At 64.3% G+C, this 17913-nt stretch carries 15 protein-coding genes; 3 read left to right on the top strand and 12 right to left on the bottom strand.

The genetic code is table 11. The annotated features are described in order from the left end of the window. Positions 1–12 precede the first annotated feature (12 nt). The gene (locus DN387_RS22590) at positions 13–501 is read right to left on the bottom strand and encodes an RNA polymerase sigma factor (RefSeq protein ID WP_043862508.1); all 489 of its coding nucleotides are present in this window, start codon (positions 499–501) and stop codon (positions 13–15) included. Between the two features lie 620 nt (positions 502–1121). Between DN387_RS22590 and DN387_RS22585 the strand changes: the two genes are divergently transcribed. Beyond that, positions 1122–2285 carry a type III PLP-dependent enzyme gene (locus DN387_RS22585; RefSeq protein ID WP_043862509.1) on the top strand — a complete coding sequence of 388 codons (1164 nt, stop codon included), beginning with the start codon at positions 1122–1124 and terminating at the stop codon, positions 2283–2285. A 66-nt stretch (positions 2286–2351) separates the two neighbouring features. On the opposite strand, the gene DN387_RS22580 is transcribed toward DN387_RS22585, so the two are convergent. The 3 genes from DN387_RS22580 to DN387_RS22570 all read right to left on the bottom strand — a co-directional run bounded on the left by DN387_RS22580 (position 2352) and on the right by DN387_RS22570 (position 4409). Further along, positions 2352–2831 (bottom strand): hypothetical protein, encoded by a 480-nt coding sequence (locus DN387_RS22580; protein ID WP_054916403.1) that lies wholly within the window; start codon positions 2829–2831, stop codon positions 2352–2354. 111 nt (positions 2832–2942) lie between these two features. Then, a complete protein-coding gene (locus tag DN387_RS22575; RefSeq protein WP_054916404.1) occupies positions 2943–3725 on the bottom strand; it encodes a tetratricopeptide repeat protein in 783 nt (260 codons plus the stop codon). A gap of 3 nt (positions 3726–3728) precedes the next feature. Beyond that, complete coding sequence (locus tag DN387_RS22570; protein WP_043862512.1) at positions 3729–4409, bottom strand: Fe2+-dependent dioxygenase; 681 nt, start codon at positions 4407–4409, stop codon at positions 3729–3731. Positions 4410–4626: 217 nt separating this feature from the next. Between DN387_RS22570 and DN387_RS22565 the strand changes: the two genes are divergently transcribed. Next, on the top strand, positions 4627–6918 hold the full coding sequence (locus DN387_RS22565; protein WP_054916405.1) for a TonB-dependent siderophore receptor: 2292 nt from the start codon (positions 4627–4629) through the stop codon (positions 6916–6918). Positions 6919–7024: 106 nt separating this feature from the next. Beyond that, a complete protein-coding gene (locus tag DN387_RS22560) occupies positions 7025–9574 on the top strand; it encodes a sulfite reductase flavoprotein subunit alpha (protein ID WP_054916406.1) in 2550 nt (849 codons plus the stop codon). Between the two features lie 78 nt (positions 9575–9652). Here the strand turns inward: DN387_RS22560 and DN387_RS22555 are convergent, their stop codons facing one another. The 8 genes from DN387_RS22555 to DN387_RS22520 all read right to left on the bottom strand — a co-directional run. Beyond that, on the bottom strand, positions 9653–10444 hold the full coding sequence (locus DN387_RS22555; protein WP_043862515.1) for an amidohydrolase: 792 nt from the start codon (positions 10442–10444) through the stop codon (positions 9653–9655). After that, entirely contained in the window at positions 10432–11580 is a 1149-nt protein-coding gene (locus DN387_RS22550; protein ID WP_054916599.1) for a pyridoxal phosphate-dependent aminotransferase, read from the bottom strand. The genes DN387_RS22555 and DN387_RS22550 overlap by 13 nt, the downstream gene beginning before the upstream one ends. A gap of 145 nt (positions 11581–11725) precedes the next feature. Further along, positions 11726–13189, bottom strand: a complete 1464-nt coding sequence (der, locus tag DN387_RS22545; protein ID WP_043862517.1) for a ribosome biogenesis GTPase Der — start codon at positions 13187–13189, stop codon at positions 11726–11728. 117 nt (positions 13190–13306) lie between these two features. Further along, the gene (bamB, locus tag DN387_RS22540; RefSeq protein WP_054916600.1) at positions 13307–14458 is read right to left on the bottom strand and encodes an outer membrane protein assembly factor BamB; all 1152 of its coding nucleotides are present in this window, start codon (positions 14456–14458) and stop codon (positions 13307–13309) included. Next, positions 14451–15092: a tetratricopeptide repeat protein gene (locus tag DN387_RS22535; RefSeq protein ID WP_043862519.1), complete on the bottom strand. Its 642-nt coding sequence runs from the start codon at positions 15090–15092 to the stop codon at positions 14451–14453. The genes bamB and DN387_RS22535 overlap by 8 nt, the downstream gene beginning before the upstream one ends. Before the next feature lie 39 nt (positions 15093–15131). Next, positions 15132–16421, bottom strand: a complete 1290-nt coding sequence (hisS, locus tag DN387_RS22530) for a histidine--tRNA ligase (RefSeq protein ID WP_054916601.1) — start codon at positions 16419–16421, stop codon at positions 15132–15134. A 28-nt stretch (positions 16422–16449) separates the two neighbouring features. Beyond that, positions 16450–17559 (bottom strand): flavodoxin-dependent (E)-4-hydroxy-3-methylbut-2-enyl-diphosphate synthase, encoded by a 1110-nt coding sequence (ispG, locus tag DN387_RS22525; protein ID WP_043862521.1) that lies wholly within the window; start codon positions 17557–17559, stop codon positions 16450–16452. Positions 17560–17562: 3 nt separating this feature from the next. Then, positions 17563–17913: DUF4115 domain-containing protein (locus DN387_RS22520; protein WP_254506363.1), on the bottom strand; the 351-nt coding region annotated here is incomplete at its 5' end.

Raw genomic sequence — 17913 nt, 5'->3', positions numbered from 1 at the left:
CATTTGCCTGACTCATCTCGTTGACACATCCAGGTGCTCACGCAGATGCCGGAGCGTGCGGATCATATACTTTTCGACCATGTTCTTGGTCAAGCCCATGCGCTCGGCGATCTCGGCCTGGGTCAGGCCTTCGAGCTTCTGCCAGATGAACACCTTACGGCAGTTGAGCGGCAACTCGGCCAGGGCGCGTTCCACGCTGTCGGCCAGCTCCAGTGCATGCACATAGGCCTCGGGGTCATCGCCCGGGGTGGGCGACAGGTCCAGCCCTTCCTGCTCCAGGGCCTGGCGCCGGTCTTCGCGCCGGTAGCCGTCCACGGCAATGTTGCGTGCCGTCTGGTGCAGATAGGCGCGCGGCTGCTCGACTGGCAGGGCGGGGTTTTCCAGCACCCGCACAAAGGCATCGTGCGCGAGGTCCTCGGCCTGCTGACGACTGCGCAGCTTGCGTGTCCAGGTGCCGATCAGCTCATGGTAGTGGTCGAGGAAGCCTTTGTGTCGAGACACGGTGCGGGGGTCGTCGCTAGGCGGGAGGGAGGTTGCGAATAGTAATGTTTCTTATTAAACCCGGCAATCACCGCCGAGCGATTGCCCTGCAACAGCGCCCATGCGAGCGGCTAAAAATATGCACACACGCCCCGCTGCGAACGGTGCCCGTGCCCTGCCCGTTCAAGCTGTTTGCGTGCGCTTGCCCAACCTTTTGGGGCCATCGTCGCCGAAGTTGACGCCATCGTTGTTTTAGCTGAGTTGGCCTGCAAAAGCTGCGAACGTGCGGGTATTTTTAACGCTTCGCAAAACTTCGGGAACATCTGCCTGTCATCCGGGTCGGTTAAAACGAGGGGTGTCTGCAACGTGCGTCAGCGTAGCGAAAAAACGCGAGATTTTTTGTTGATCTTGAATCCTTCAGGTCCTAAAGTTCGCGCCGAGCGTCCATGCTGGAAACGATCCATCCGGCTCAAGTACTGACGACGAGACAGCAAGGTCACCCGCTGCGCAGCTTCTGCGACCCGGTTGACCTTTTTGCTTTCGGCGACATGCCTTGGGAAGTAGGCGAACCAAAGTGGGGATACGGAGGGCGCTCAGTTGCAGCCACTTATTCATTCAGTTTGCCCATGGAGTCCCCCAGCATGTCGATCCAGGTCGAAGACTACTTCGCACGCGATACCTTCAACAAAATGAAGGCGTTCGCCGACAAGCAAGAAACCCCGTTCGTGCTCATCGACACGGCCATGATCAGCAAGGCCTATGACGACCTGCGCGCCGGTTTCGAATTCGCCAAGGTGTACTACGCGGTCAAGGCCAACCCTGCGGTCGAAATCATCGACCTGCTCAAGGACAAGGGCTCGAACTTCGACATCGCCTCGATCTACGAGCTGGACAAGGTGATGGCCCGCGGCATCGGCCCGGAGCGCATCAGCTACGGCAACACCATCAAGAAATCCAAGGACATCCGCTACTTCTACGAGAAGGGCGTGCGCCTGTACGCCACCGACTCCGAAGCCGACCTGCGCAATATCGCCAAGGCCGCACCGGGCTCGAAAGTGTATGTACGCATCCTCACCGAAGGCTCCACCACCGCCGACTGGCCGCTGTCGCGCAAGTTCGGCTGCCAGACCGACATGGCCATGGACCTGCTGATCCTGGCCCGCGACCTGGGCCTGGTGCCTTACGGCATCTCCTTCCACGTGGGTTCGCAGCAGCGCGACATCAGCGTGTGGGATGCGGCCATCGCCAAGGTCAAGGTGATCTTCGAGCGCCTGAAGGAAGAAGACGGCATCGTGCTCAAGCTGATCAACATGGGTGGCGGCTTTCCGGCCAACTACATCACCCGTACCAACAGCCTGGAAACCTACGCCGAAGAGATCATTCGCTTTCTCAAGGAAGACTTCGGCGACGACCTGCCGGAAATCATCCTGGAGCCTGGCCGCTCGCTGATTGCCAACGCCGGCATCCTGGTCAGCGAAGTGGTGCTGGTGGCGCGCAAGTCGCGTACCGCCGTGGAGCGTTGGGTATACACCGACGTGGGCAAGTTCTCCGGCCTGATCGAAACCATGGACGAGTCGATCAAGTTCCCGATCTGGACCGAAAAGAAAGGCGAGATGGAAGAGGTGGTGATCGCCGGCCCGACCTGCGACAGCGCCGACATCATGTACGAACACTACAAGTACGGCCTGCCGCTGAACCTGGCCATCGGTGACCGCCTGTACTGGCTGTCGACCGGCGCCTACACCACCAGCTACAGCGCGGTGGAGTTCAACGGCTTCCCGCCGCTGAAGGCGTACTACCTGTAACCACGGGTCAGTTGCACACGAAAGGCGACGGTTGCAACCGTCGCCTTTTTTCATGGGCCCACGCGGTCAGCTCAGCACACGCAGTACATGTGCCTCGAACTCGAGGTTCTCCCCGCTGATCACATTCAGGTAATCCATGCCGTCGGAGTGACGGTAGTTGCCGATGCTGCACTCGTAGGTGTCATAGAGCTTCAGTCGCAGCACGTCATGGTCGCCCCACTCCCCCATGGGCTTGACCAGCCAGGGCTCGCTGGTACCCCCCGGGAACAGGCCCACATAGTGATTGAAGTTCTTGCCCACCGCCGCGCCCCGATAGAACCCGGTATCCGAAGAGCTGGAGATGTTGTAGGTAATGCGCCGGTCGGTGTGGGAGACGTAGTCGAAACGAAAATTGACCGGCTTGATGAGCCGGGTGTCGGTCATCACCTGCAACCAGCCATCGTTGTCGATGCCGCCTTCGACCAGGCTGATACCGATACGGCCCTTGTGGCCCGGCGTCACCGAGTAGAGGCTGGCGATGAATGAGAAATTCCAGGTGTCACTCATGGCGACCCCCTGCGCAGGCAAGGCCCGGGTGACTGGCAAGACGGTGGTTGCTGTTCATGGTCGATCTTCCTTGAGAAGCATGGGAGTGATCGAGCATAGAAAGGCGGCAGGCTAAACCCGAGAGTGAAGGCTTTCCGTAGCCTGCCGCGACACCTGCTCCAGACGCTGCCGATAGGCCCCCGCCATCGCCTGGATCTGCGGCTGCTCGGCCTGCTCCAGGCTGGCCACTGCAGCACGCAGGAAGTTGCCGTTACCCTGCTCCAGGGCCTTTTGCAGCCACACCAGCGACTGCTCCATGTGGCCTTGCTCGGCGAGGATCGCCGCATGGCTGAACTGCCCGCGAAAATCGCCGGCCTCGGCAGAAAGACGGTACCAGTGCATGGCGGCGTGCCGGTCGGCCGCGCAGGCCAGCCCCTGTTCCAGGTAACGTCCCAGCAGGTTCATCGACTTGGCGTGGCCGGCGTGGGCGGCCTGCTGATACAGGTGCAGGGCCGCAGCATGGTCCTGGCCCACCCCCCGCCCCGTGGCCAGCAGGTTGGCCAGGTTGTACTGCCCCCAGTCCAGCCCTGCGGCAGCGGCCGCACGGTAGTGACCGGCCGCCGCCGCCAGGTCGGCCTGCCCTCCCCACCCATGCTCCAGGCAGCGCCCGAGCATGTTGTGCCCCATCGCACTGCCCTGGCGGGCGGCAATGCCGAACCAGGTCCGCGCCAGTGCCGGGTCCTGCTCGATGCCACGCCCGTCGAGCAGGATCTGCCCCAGCAGCAGCTGTGCCTCGACAACGTTCTGCGCGGCAGCCGCCAGCAGGGCCTGGGCCGCCTTGCCCGGACTGTGTTCGATGAGTTGATGCAACTGGTCGATATCGACCTGTTCTTCGCGACGCAGGCTGAAGGTCACGGCTCAGACCTCTGCCCAGCGGCGCAGCAGGTTGTGGTAGGTGCCGGTGAGCTGAATCAGCGACGGGTGGTCGGGCACATCCACCGTGAGCTGCTGGATGGCGTTGTCCATCTCGAACAGCAAGGCCCGCTGGCTGTCCTCGCGCACCATGCTCTGGGTCCAGAAAAACGCCGCATAGCGCGCCCCGCGGGTTACCGGGTTGACCTTGTGCAGGCTGGTGCCGGGGTACAGCACCATGTCGCCTGCCGCCAGCTTGACCTGCTGCAGGCCATAGGTGTCCTGGATCTCCAGCTCGCCACCGTCGTATTCGTCGGGGTCGCTGAAGAACAGCGTCGACGACAGGTCGGTACGTACCCGCTCATGGCTGCCGCGCGGCTGGCGAATGGCGTTGTCGATGTGAAAGCCGAAGCTGCCCCCTTCGCGGTAGCAGTTGACCAACGGTGGGAACACCTTGAACGGCAGCGCCGCCGACATGAAGCGCGGGTTGCTCCACAGGCGCTCGATCATCGCGCTGCCGATTTCCTTGGCCAGCGGGTGCGCCTCGGGCAGCTGCAGGTTGTGCTTGGCCTTGGCCGACTGGTAGCCCGCGGTGATCTTGCCGTCGGCCCAATCGGCCTGCTCCAGCGCCTGGCGAATACGCTGCACTTCTTCGCGGGTGAACAGGCCGGGAATGTGTAAAAGCATGGCGCAGGCACCAGGGGTCGGCTAAAGGGCGTCAATGGTATTGATTCTTATTGAACCAGTACAAGCCCCTTGCGAGGGGCGGGACGTTTCAGCAGGCATAAACCGCCACACAAAGGTGTAAAGAATGTAAATTCAGTACGAATAGCAATTGATCTCAATTGTTACTCATATTTGTTTACATTATATTTCGGCGCCTTCACACCTTGGGGACCTTCCGATGTCGCGCCATTACGTGCCTACCGCTGTCAGTTCACCACGCCTGCTTGCTTCTGCCATCGGGGTCGCGTTGAGCGCCACGTCCGCCGGCCACCTGGCCTATGCGGCCGACGCAGCCCCGGCCACAAGCGGCTCGATCGCGCTGGATGCCACCAGCATCAATGGCCAGGCCGATACCGCCAGCACCGACTACAAGGTCGAGAAGTCCTCATCGCAGAAGTACACGGCGCAGCTGGTGGACATCCCGCGCAGCGTGACCGTGGTGCCGCAACAGGTCATCAAGGACACCAACGCCCTGACCCTGCAGGATGCCCTGCGTACCGTGCCGGGCATCACCATGGGCGCCGGCGAAGGCGGCAACCCGTCGGGCGATCGCCCGTTCATTCGCGGCTTCGACTCGCAAGGCTCGATGTACCTGGACGGCGTGCGTGACGTGGGCTCGCAGACCCGCGAGATCTTCGCCATCGAATCGGTTGAAGTGGCCAAGGGCCCCAACTCGACCATCGGCGGGCGCGGTGCAGCCGGTGGCACCATCAACCTGGTGACCAAGAAGGCCCACCTGGGCAACAGCACCGACGGTGCCTTCACCTGGGGCTCGGACCAGACCAAGCGCTACACCTTCGATGGCAACTACCAGTTCCTCGACACCGCAGCGTTTCGCCTGAACCTGATGAGCCACGAAAGCAACGTGGCCGGTCGCGACGAGGTCAACTACGACCGCTGGGGCGTGGCCCCGTCCCTGGTGTTCGGCCTGGGTACCCCGACCCGCGTGAGCCTGGACTACTACCACGTGGAGAGCGACGACCTGCCGGATTCGGGCATCCCCTACGGCCTGCGCTCGGGCAGCACCGCCGGGCGCACCTCGGCCAACCCGGACAAGCCTGACGATGGCGGCCGCAGCAGCAACTACTACGGCCTGGTCGATCGCGACTTCTACAAGACCCGTGCCGATATCGCGACCATCGCCGTCGAGCACGACCTGAACGATGCGCTGACCCTCAAGAACACCCTGCGCCACGGCAACACCCTGCAAGACTTCATCTACAGCCAGCCCGACGACAGCAAGGGCAACATCCTCAACGGTGAAGTCTGGCGCCGCCCGAACAACCGCGTGGCCAACACCCGCACCACCACCAACCAGACCGACCTGTTCGGCGAGGTGTACATCGGCGGGTTCAAGAACACCTTCTCCACCGGTATCGAGCTGAGCCGCGAGGCCTCCACCAAGGAAGGCTACGACATCACCGGCTTCCGTTCCGGCAACTGCTCTTCGGCCACCGGCCAGATCCCGGGTGTGTGCACCTCGTTCCCCAATCCCAACCCGAACGAGGCCTGGGGCGGCGACGTGACCCGTACCGATGCCGGCGCCGACACCACCAGCAGCACCCGCGCCATCTACCTGACCGATACCCTGGAGCTGAACCCGGCCTGGCTGTTGACCATGGGCCTGCGCTACGACCACTTCGACACCAAGGCCAAGACCAAGGTGGCGGGCGGTGCGACCAGCTTCAAGACCGAAGACACCAGCGAGTTCGTGACCGGCCAACTGGGCCTGACCTGGAAGCCGACCGACAACGGCAGCGTGTACATCTCGTATGCGACCTCGGCCACCCCGGCCGGCGCTTCGCTGGGTGAAGGCAGCGACGGCAACCCGCTGCTGACGCCGACCACCACCAGCGACCTGAAGGCCGAAGAGACCACCAACTACGAAATCGGCACCAAGTGGGACCTGCTCGATCAGCGTCTGAACCTGACCGCCGCGATCTTCCGCACCGAGAAGGAAAACGCCCGCGTACTGGTCGATGCCAACACCTACCAGAACGCCGGCAAGAGCCGCGTCGATGGCCTGGAGCTGACCGCCACCGGCAAGCTGACCAATGACTGGCAGGTATTCGCCGGCTACACCTACATGGACGCCAAGCTGGTCGACGGTGGCGCGCAGTCGGTCGGCGGTGTGCTGGTGGACGGCTACAACGACGGCAACCAGATGCCCAACACGCCGAACAACAGCCTGACCCTGTGGACCACCTACAACGTCACGCCAAAACTCACCCTCGGCGGTGGTGCCTTCTACGTCGACGACGTGTTCGGCAACGTGACCAACAGCGTGATGGTCGATTCGTACTGGCGCTACGACGCCATGGCCAGCTACAAGCTGACCAAGAACGTCGACCTGCAGCTGAACGTGCAGAACCTCACCAACGAGGTCTACTACGACAAGGCCTACGCGGCGCACTACGCCAACCAGGCGGCCGGTCGCACGGCGCTGCTGACCACCAGCTTCCACTTCTGACGGCAGCTGGCAGGCCCGGCCCCGTTCACTTCGGTGATCGGGGCCTTTGTGTATCAAGGCATAATGCGCGGCGCATTCACGCAACTCGCAACACAAGGTGGTCGATGTGGTGAAGAAAAGCCTGTTTCAACTGCACTGGTTCTTCGGCATCACCGCCGGGCTGGTGCTGGCGCTGATGGGAGTGACCGGGGCAACCTGGTCGTTCCAGGACGAATTGCTGCGCCTGTTCAACCCACAGGTGCTCAAGGTGCAGGTGCGCGACGAAGGCGTGCTGCCGCCGGCCGAACTGGTGCGCCGCGTCGAGGCCGAACAGGGCGACAAGGTGTCGATGCTGTGGGTGAACGTGCGCAGCGACGAAGCTGCGCGCATCTTCTTCACCCCACCGCCGGGCGAGCGCCGCGGCACCCTGCGCTATGCCGACCCCTACACCGGCAAGCTGCAGCCCCCGGTCAGTGGCCAGGGGTTCTTCGACCTGATGCTGCAGTTGCACCGCTTCCTCGCCATGGGCGACACCGGCCGGCAGATCACCGGCGCCTGTACCCTGATGCTGATCTTCTTCTGCCTGTCGGGGCTGTACCTGCGCTGGCCGCGCCAGGCGCTGAACTGGCGAACCTGGCTGACCCTGGACTGGGCGAAGAAAGGTCGTGCCTTCAACTGGGACCTGCACGCGGTGGCCGGTACCTGGTGCCTGCTGTTCTACCTGCTGTTTGCCCTGACCGGGTTGTTCTGGTCCTACGAGTGGTACCGCGAGGGGCTGAACCGGTTGCTGGGCGATGCACCGGCCGCTGGCGAACAGCGCAAGCGCGGCGAAGGCCGTGGCCGCCCGCCCGCACCCGGCAAGGATGCGGCGCCGCTGGTGGTGGACTACGACGCCATCTGGACCAGCCTGCAGGCAGCGGCCGGCCCGGGCCTTCGCACCTACAACCTGCGCCTGCCACCGGCCGGCGGCCAGCCCGCCACCCTGTTCTACCTGCTCGACAACGCCGAGCACGAGCGCGCGCTCAACACCCTGAGCCTGGACCCGGCCACCGGCGTGGTACGCCAGCACGATCGCTACACCGACAAGTCGTTCAAGGCGCAGTTGCTGGCCAGCGTGTATGCCCTGCATGTGGGCAGCTACTTCGGGCTCACCGGGCGCATCCTGGTGACCCTCGCCAGCCTGAGCATGCCGCTGTTCTTCATCACCGGCTGGCTGCTGTACCTGGACCGCAGGCGCAAGAAGCGCCAGGTACGCGAGGCGCGCAAGGGCCTGAACCCGGCCGGCGACACAGGCAACGGATGGCTGGTGGGGTTTGCCAGCCAGAGCGGCTTCGCCGAACAACTGGCCTGGCAGAGCGCCGGGCAACTGCAGGCGGCGGGCCTGGCGGTGCGCGTGCAGCCCCTGGCGACGCTGACCGAAACTGATCTGCAGCAGGCGCAACGCGCGTTGTTCGTGGTCAGCACCTTTGGCGACGGCGAGGCGCCGGACAGCGCCCGCGGCTTCGAGCGCAAGGTGCTTGGCCAGCCGTGGACGCTGGGTAACCTGAACTACGCCCTGCTCGCACTGGGAGACCGCCAGTACCCGCATTTCTGCGGGTTTGCGCGCAGCTTGCAGCACTGGCTGGAGGCTCGCGGTGCCACCGCCAGTTTCTCTGCCGTGGAAGTCGACAGTGCAGATCCTGCTGCCTTGCAGCAATGGCAGCAGCAGTTGGCGGCATTGACCGGCGCAGCGCCGCTGTCTGCCTGGCAGCCGCCGCAGTTCAGCGCCTGGACCTTGACCCGGCGCGAGCTGCTCAACCCCGGCAGCCAGGGCGCACCGGTGTACCTGCTCGGCCTGCAACCGTCGCAGCCAGAGCGCTGGGATGCCGGGGACCTGGTCGATGTACTGCCGCGCAATGCCGGTTCGACGGTCAAGGCGTTGCTCGACGGGCTTGGCCTTGAGCCTCGCACGCCTGTGCGGGTGGACGGCCTGGAGGAGCGCCTGGACCATGCACTGGGCGGGCGGCTGTTGCCGGCCAGCCGCGGCCACCTGATCGGCCTGCACGCGCAGGCGCTGGTGGATGCGTTGATCCCGGTGGCAGCGCGCGAATACTCCATCGCCTCGATTGCCAGTGACGGTGTGCTGGAGCTGATCGTGCGCCAGGAGCGTCATCCGGACGGCACGCTGGGCCTGGGCTCGGGCTGGTTGACCGAACACCTGGCGCTGGGCGCGAGCGTGAGCGTGCGGTTGCGCCGCAACAGCGGTTTCCATCTGCCGACGGCTCCGGCACCGATGATCCTGATCGGCAACGGTACCGGGCTGGCCGGGTTGCGCAGCCTGCTGAGGGCGCGAATCGTGGACGGCGAGCAACGCAACTGGCTGCTGTTTGGCGAGCGTAACCGGGCGCATGACTTCCTGTGCGAGGAGGAACTGCAGGGCTGGCTGGCAAGTGGTGAACTGGCGCGGCTGGATCTGGCGTTCTCGCGGGATCAGGCGCAGAAGGTGTATGTGCAGGATCGGCTGCGCGAACAGGCTGATGAGCTGCGCCGATGGCTGGCGGAGGGAGCGTCGATCTATATCTGTGGCAGCCTTGAAGGCATGGCGGCGGGTGTGGATGCGGTGCTGGCCGAGGTGCTGGGGGCTGAAGAGCTTGAGCAGTTGATCGAGCTGGGGCGGTACCGGCGGGATGTGTATTGAGCGTCACTCTTCGCCGGCAAGGCCGGCGCCTACGGGGCTGGTGGATGCCCGTAGGCGCCGGCCTTGCCGGCGAAGGGGTCAGTGCAGGTCGAAGGTGTCGGCATCCAGGTTGGCCGGGAACCGCGTGCGGTATGCGGCAAGGTCCGCCGCACTCAGCACCACGGTGAACACGCCGTCTGCCTCGCCGGCACTGAGCAGGCTCTCGCCCTGGAAGTCCAGCACCTGGCTGTCGCCGCTGTAACCAAAGCCCTTGCCATCGGTGCCCACGCGGTTCACTGCCGCCACATAGCACAGGTTCTCGATGCCCCGTGCCGGCAGCAGGCGGTTCCAGTGCAGGCGCCGCGCCGCCGGCCAGTTGGCGGTGTACAGCAGCAGGTCGGTGTCCTGTGCATCGCGGCTCCACACCGGGAAGCGCAGGTCGTAGCAGATCAGCGGGCGCACCCGCCACCCCTTGAGCTCGAACTGCACCTGGCGCTCGCCGGGGGTGTAATGCTTGTGCTCGCCGGCCATTCGGAACAGGTGGCGCTTGTCGTAGAACAGGATCTCGCCGTCCGGGCGTGCCCACAGCAGGCGGTTGCGGTGGCTGCCGTCCTCGGCCTGGATGATCACGCTGCCGGTCACCACGGCATCGAGCTTCCTGGCCTGGCTCTTGAGCCATTTGTAGGTGGGGCCGTTTTCCGGCTCGGCCAGGCTTTCGGAGTCCATCGAAAAACCGGTGGTGAACATCTCCGGCAGGATGATCAGGTCCGCGCCGCGGGCCTGCTCCAGCAGCACCTCGAAATGCTCGTAGTTGGCCATGCGGTCCTGCCAGGCCAGGCTGGTCTGCACCAGCGCCACGGTCAGGTTGGGCAATGTACTCAGATCGCGCATAGTTTTTCCGCTGCCTGACGCAGCGTCTCCTCGCGTTTGGCGAAACACAGGCGCACCAGGCGCTGCTCGGGAATGGGTTGCTGGTAGAACACCGACACCGGAATGGTCGCCACGCCGTGTTCGCGGGTCAGCCATACCGACATCTGCACGTCGTCGAGGTCCGGGCGAATCGCCGAATAGTCCACCAGCTGGAAATACGTACCGGCCACCGGCTTGAACTCAAAGCGAGAGCCTTGCAGCAGGCCACAGAACAGGTCGCGCTTGGCCTGGTAGAACGCCGGCAGCTCTTCGACATGTTCCGGGTGCTCGGCCATGAAATCGGCCAGCGCCCACTGCAGCGGCGTCACGCCGCAGAAGTTGACGTACTGATGCACCTTGCGCAACTCGGCACTCAGGGCTGGCGGCGCGATCACATAGCCGGTCTTCCAGCCGGTCACGTGGTAGGTCTTGCCGAACGAACTGACCACGAAGGCCCGCGCGTACAGGGCCTCGTGGGCCAGCACGCTGGCGTGGCGCGCGCCGTCGTACACCAGGTGCTCGTACACCTCGTCGCTGAGCACATAGATGTCACGGTCGGCGATCAGCGCCGCCAGCTGGTCCAGCTCGGCACGGGTAATCAGCGCGCCGCTGGGGTTGTGCGGCGAGTTGATGACGATCATGCGGGTACGCGGGCTCAGCGCATCGCTGAGTTTCTGCCAGTCGATGGCAAAGCTGTCGGCGCCCAGTTGCACGTGCACGCAACGGCCACCGGCCAGTTCCACGGCGGGTTCGTAGCTGTCGTAGCAGGGGTCGAAGACGATGACTTCGTCGCCGGGCCGGATCACCGCGTGGATGGCGCAGAAGATCGCGGCCGTGGCGCCGGGGGTGATGGTCACCTCGTGGTCGGCATCGACCGTCACGCCATACTGGCGAGCGACCTTGGCCGCTACCTGCTGACGCAGGGCCGGCAGGCCGGTCATGGGGGAATACTGGTTGTGGCCGGCACCGATGTGCCGCCCTACCGCGTCCAGCAGCGCTTGCGGGCCGTTGAAATCGGGAAAGCCCTGGGACAGGTTCAGGGCGCCGGTTTGCACGGCGAGCTGGGACATGGTGGTAAAGATGGTGGTGCCGACGTTCGGCAACTTGCTGCTGATCATGGAGCCCTCTTTCCTGCGCGGTCAGGCTCCGAGCATAGCGGATTGGACCGCCAGGTTGTAGGAGCCAGCGTTGCTGGCGAAAGGGTAAGCGCGGGTCAGTTGATCCGCGCTGCCCATTTCGCCGGCAAGGCCGGCTCCCGCACCATCAGCGCTTGTCCTTGCGCTTCTTGGCCGACTTCTTGTGGTGCGACATCAGGCGGCGCTTCTTGTTGACCTGGCGGTCGGTCAGGGTGTTCTTGTTGCCTTCGTACGGGTTCTCGCCACCCTTGTACTCGATGCGAATCGGCGTACCGACCAGCTTGAGCACACGGCGGTAGGTGTTTTCCAGGTAGCGCGAGTAGGACTTGGGCACCTTCTCCACCTGGTTGCCGTGGATCACGATGATCGGCGGGTTGGCACCCCCCAGGTGGGCATAGCGCAGCTTGATGCGACGGCTGTTGACCATCGGCGGCTGGTGCTCGCTGACCGCGTCTTCGAGGATCTGGGTCAGGCGGCTGGTCGGCCAGCGGGTGACCGCCGACTTGAACGAGTTCTGCACCGACTGGTACAGGTTGCCCACGCCAGTGCCGTGCAGTGCCGAAATGAAGTGAATGTCGGCGAAGTCGACGAAAAACAGCCGGCGTTCCAGCTCAGTCTTCACGTAGTCACGCTCGCCCGGCTGCATGCCGTCCCACTTGTTGAGCGCGATCACGATGGCGCGACCGGCTTCCAGTGCGAAACCCAGCAGGTTCAGATCGTGGTCCACCACGCCTTCGCGGGCATCCATGACGAAGATCACCACGTTGGCGTCCTTGATCGCCTGCAGGGTCTTGACCACCGAGAACTTTTCGACTTCCTCGTGGATCTTGCCGCGCTTGCGCACACCGGCGGTGTCGATCAGCGTGTACTTCTCGTCGTTGCGCTCGAAGGGAATGTAGATGCTGTCGCGGGTGGTGCCGGGCTGGTCGTACACGATCACACGGTCTTCACCGAGCATGCGGTTGACCAGGGTCGACTTGCCGACGTTGGGGCGACCGATGATGGCGATCTTGATGCCATCCTTCTCGCTGGGGCCAGGAATGCGCACGGCTTCCTCGCCCTCGGCGACGTTCATGTCGATCTCTTCTTCTTCCTTGTCCCGCGGGAAGTCGCTGAGCACAGCCTCGAGCAGGTTGTTCACGCCACGGCCCTGGGCGCCGGCCACGCCGATGGCGTTGCCCATGCCCAAGGGGGCAAACTCGGCAATGGCGGTGTTCGGATCGATGTTGTCGATCTTGTTGGCCACCAGGAACGAGCGCTTGTTGCGCTTGCGCAGGTGCTCGGAAATCATCTGGTCGGCAGCGGTCAGACCGGCACGGGCATCGACCAGGAACAGCACCACATCGGCTTCTTCGATGGCCAGCAGCGACTGCTCGGCCATTTTTTCGTCCATGCCATGTTCGTCACCGGAGATACCACCGGTGTCGACCAGGATGTAGGAGCGCCCTTGCCAGCGCGCCTCGCCATATTGACGGTCACGGGTCAGGCCAGACAGGTCGCCAACGATGGCATCGCGGGTCCTGGTCAGGCGGTTGAACATTGTAGATTTGCCGACGTTCGGTCGGCCCACCAGGGCGATTACGGGAACCATGCGGCTCTCCACTGCTTGAATTCAAAAAATACAAAGGCCGCTGCAGTGCAGCGGCCGGAGTTCGGGCGGCGCCCCGAAGGCGCCGCAGCCCGAGGCCCGCAGGCCTCAAGCATAGACTCAGCGAATGGTCAGCGCCTCGAGTTTGCCGCTGTTGCCAAACACATAAATCATGTCACCTACCACCAGCGGGCGTGCACGCAGGCCATCGCTGTCGATGCGCTCGCGACCCACGAAGCGGCCGTCCACCTGGCTCAGCAGGTGCAGGTAACCTTCCAGGTCACCCACGGCCACGTAGCTGGAGAACACTTCCGGTGCCGACAGCTGGCGACGGGCCAGCGAGTCGTTGCTCCACAGCGCCGACGAAGAACGCTCGTCGATGCCTTCGACCGTACCGGACGCCAGGCTCACGTAGACGTTGCCAAAGCCCTGGGCCACACCGGCGTAGCTGGAGGCATCGCGCTGCCACAGCACGCGACCGCTTTCCAGCTCGAGGCCGGCGACGCGCCCCTGGTAGCTGGCCACGTACAGCACACCGCCCGACAGCAGCAGGCCGCCGTCGATATCCACCACGCGGTCCAGCTCGGAACGCCCTTGCGGAACGGCAACACGTTGCTCCCAGACCGGCACGCCGTTCTGGGTGTCCAGCGCCACGACCTTGCCGGTCGAGAGGCCGGCCACGGCCAGGCGGTTGGTCACGATCGGCGCACCGGTACCGCGCAGGGTCAGTACGGCCGGGGTGCTTTCGTAGATCCAGCGGCGGTCGCCGGTGCTGGCATCCAGGCCGATCACGCGATCGTCCTGGGTCTGCACCACCACCACGTCACCGTTGGTCGCCGGGGGCGCCAGTACTTCACTGGTGACCCGCGCACGCCACTTTTCTTCGCCGGTGCTGGCATCCATGGCGATCACTTCACCCTTGAGGGTGCCGAGCATGACCAGGCCGTAGCCGACACCCACCGCACCGGATACCGGCAGGTCGAGGTCTTTCTTCCAGATCACGTCGCCGTTCATGCGGTCCAGCGCCATCACCACACCGGTCACATCGGCGGCGTAGATGCGGTCGTTCTCGATGGCCGGGACGAGCATGTTGAAGCTCTCGCCCTGGCCGTCACCGATCGAACGGCTCCACTGCTTCTTCAGTACCACCTCTTCGGTGAACTTGGTCAGCTCGGCCGGCGGCAGTTCCTTTTTGCTGTTGCTGCTGCAACCAACGGCCAGAAGGGCCACGGCCAGCACTGCTGCATGTTTCCAACCGATCACGTCACGCATCCCCTTTGGCAAGGTCGTCGAGCTTGAGTTGCAGGCCACCGATCGCGGCGTCATCCGACAGCGCGGCCTTGGCCTTCTGATACGCGGCGTGAGCATCATCGGCGCGACCCAGCTGTACCAGCAGGTCGCCCTTGAGTTCTTCACGGCTGGCCAGGAAGGCCTTGTCGGCATCGCCATCGAGCAGCTTCAGGGCGTCATCGACCTTGTTCTGCGCGGCCAGTACACGGGCCAGGCGCTGACGGGCAATTTCGCCCAGGGTGGCGTCGGCCGGCTTGTCGAGCACGCTTTTCAGTTCGCTGGCGGCGTCGTCGAGCTTGCCGCTCTCGACCGCGACCTTGGCCACGAACAGGCTGGCGTACTGCGCGTAGGCCGTGCCGCCGAACTCGCTCTTGAGCTTGCCCGACAGGTCCGCGACCTGGGCCATGTCCGGCTGGCCGGTCGGCGTCAGGGTGGTTTCAAGCAGGGCCTGATACAGGTTCGAAGCACCTTGGGACTGGTTGCCCTGGTACTTCTGCCAGGTCTGCCAGCCCAACACTACCACCAGCGCCAACAGGCCACCGGTCAGCAGTGGTTTGCCGTTGCGCTGCCACCAATCCTTGAATGCGGCCAGTTGTTCATCATCGCTACTCGACACCCCAATACTCCTTTTCACCAAATCGGCTGTTGACCCGCTTCACGCCTGCGCGAGGGAAGCTTCCAGGTGCTCGGCCAGAGCATCCCAGGCAATGTTTTGTTGTTCGCCCTGACCACGCAGGGGTTTGAAACCTACCACTTGTTGCGCCAGTTCGTCGTCCCCCAGGATCAAGGCATACAGAGCGTTGCTCTTGTCGGCCTTCTTGAACTGGCTCTTGAAGCTGCCGCCACCGGCATTGACCTGCAGGCGCAAGCCCGGCAGGCGGTCACGCAGACGCTCGCTCAGGGCCAGCCCGGCGAGTTCGGCCTGTTCGCCAAAGGCGCACAGGTAGACGTCGATCTGACGCGAAATCGACTCGGGCACCTGGCCCAGGGTCTCGATCAGCAGCAGCAGACGCTCGATGCCCATGGCAAAACCCACGCCCGGGGTCGGCTTGCCGCCCATCTGCTCGACCAGGCCGTCGTAGCGGCCACCGGCACATACGGTGCCCTGGGAACCGAGCTTGTCGGTGACCCACTCGAACACGGTCTTGCTGTAGTAGTCCAGGCCACGCACCAGCTTGGTGTTGATCACGAACGGAATGCCGGCGGCGTCCAGACGAGCCTTGAGGCCCTCGAAGTGCACGCGCGATTCTTCGTCCAGGTAGTCTTCGAGCTTCGGTGCACCCACCAGCGCCGCCTGGGTGTTGGCGTCCTTGCTGTCGAGGATGCGCAGCGGGTTGGTCTTGAGGCGACGTTGGCTGTCTTCGTCCAGTTGCTCCAGGCGCGCCGAGAGGAACTCGACCAGCGCGTCACGGTAACGGCCGCGGGCTTCGCTGGTACCCAGGCTGTTGAGTTCGAGCTTGACCGCATCGCGGATGCCCAGCAGGCCCCACAGGCGCCAGGTGAGCACGATCAGCTCGGCGTCGATGTCCGGGCCGTCGAGGTTGAACACCTCCAGGCCGATCTGGTGGAACTGGCGATAGCGGCCCTTCTGCGGGCGCTCGTGGCGGAACATCTGGCCGATGTACCAGAGCTTCTGCACCTGGCCACCACCGCTGATGCCGTGCTCGAGCACGGCGCGCACGCAGGCGGCGGTGCCTTCGGGGCGCAGGGTCAGGGAGTCGCCGTTGCGGTCGGCGAAGGTGTACATCTCTTTTTCGACGATGTCGGTCACTTCACCGATGGAACGCTTGAACAGCTCGGTCGGCTCGACGATCGGGGTGCGGATCTGGCGATAGCCGTAGGTGTCCAGCAGGCCGGCCACGGTGCTCTCGAAATAGCGCCACAGCGGGGTCTGCTCGGGCAGGATGTCGTTCATGCCACGAATGGCTTGCAGCGATTTGCTCACGGTAAATCCTTAACGAAATCGGTGTCGGTCAACCGCGGGCAATCACTGCCGCGTCGGCCTCGGCCTTCTCGGCCGCTTTCTGGCGGATGAGTTTTTCCAGCTCATCCACCAGGTTGTCATTGGTCAGCTTCTGCGCCGGCTTGCCATCGATGTAGATCAGGTTCGGCGTGCCGCCGGTGAGCCCCACGTGGGCTTCCTTGGCTTCGCCGGGGCCGTTGACCACACAGCCGATCACCGCCACGTCCAGCGGTACCAGCAGGTCTTCGAGGCGCCCTTCGAGCTCGTTCATGGTCTTGACCACATCGAAGTTCTGCCGCGAGCAGCTCGGGCAGGCGATGAAGTTGATGCCACGCGAACGCAGGTGCAGCGACTTGAGGATGTCGTAGCCGACCTTCACTTCCTCGACCGGGTCGGCGGCAAGCGAGATGCGGATAGTATCGCCAATCCCTTCGGCAAGCAGCATACCGAGGCCCACGGCCGATTTCACCGTGCCCGAGCGCAGGCCGCCTGCTTCGGTGATGCCCAGGTGCAGCGGCTGCACGATCTGCTTGGCCAGCAGGCGATAGGCCTCGACGGCCATGAACACGTCGGAGGCCTTCACGCTGACCTTGAAGTCCTGGAAGTCCAGGCGATCGAGGTGCTCCACATGACGCATGGCCGACTCGACCAGCGCCGCCGGGGTGGGCTCGCCGTACTTCTTCTGCAGGTCCTTTTCCAGGGAGCCGGCGTTGACGCCGATACGGATAGGGATGCCGCGATCACGCGCGGCATCCACCACCGCGCGCACGCGGTCTTCACGGCCGATGTTGCCGGGGTTGATGCGCAGGCAGTCCACACCCAGCTCGGCCACGCGCAAGGCGATGCGGTAGTCGAAGTGGATATCAGCCACCAGCGGCACGCTGACCCGCTGCTTGATGCGGCCGAAGGCTTCGGCCGCGTCCATGTCCGGTACCGAGACGCGCACGATGTCGACGCCGGCATCCACCAGGCGGGTGATCTGTGCGACGGTGGCATCGACGTCGTTGGTGTCGGTGTTGGTCATGCTCTGGACGGCGATGGGTGCATCGCCGCCGACAGGCACATTACCTACCCAGATTTTGCGCGATTCGCGACGTTTGATCGGAGATTCGCCGTGCATGACTTATTGTCCCAACTTCAGGCGAGCAGTCTCGCCACTGGTGAACGGCGCCACGTCGACGGGCTGGCCGTTGAAACTGATCTGTGCGCCACGGGCAAAGCCCAGGCGTACCGCGAACGGCGGCTTGCCGGTGAGCTCGAGGGTCTCGCCCTTGCGCTTGGTGGCATTGACCAGCACCTTGCCGTTGCCGTCGGTGACCGAAGTCCAGCAATCGGCAACGAACTGCATGTGCAACGAGGCGCTGCCGGCAGCCGGTGCAGCCGCTGGCGCAGCGGGGGTGGCGGGGTTTGCAGGCGCAGGGGCGGCAGCCACAGCCGGGGCGCTGGCCGCAGGGGCCGGCGCTACGGGAGCCGG

This window comes from Pseudomonas sp. FBF18 (assembly GCF_024261405.1).
GTDB lineage: Bacteria > Pseudomonadota > Gammaproteobacteria > Pseudomonadales > Pseudomonadaceae > Aquipseudomonas > Aquipseudomonas palmensis.
Note: the sequence above shows the minus strand (reverse complement) of the source record. Positions and strands in the feature narration are given on the sequence as shown.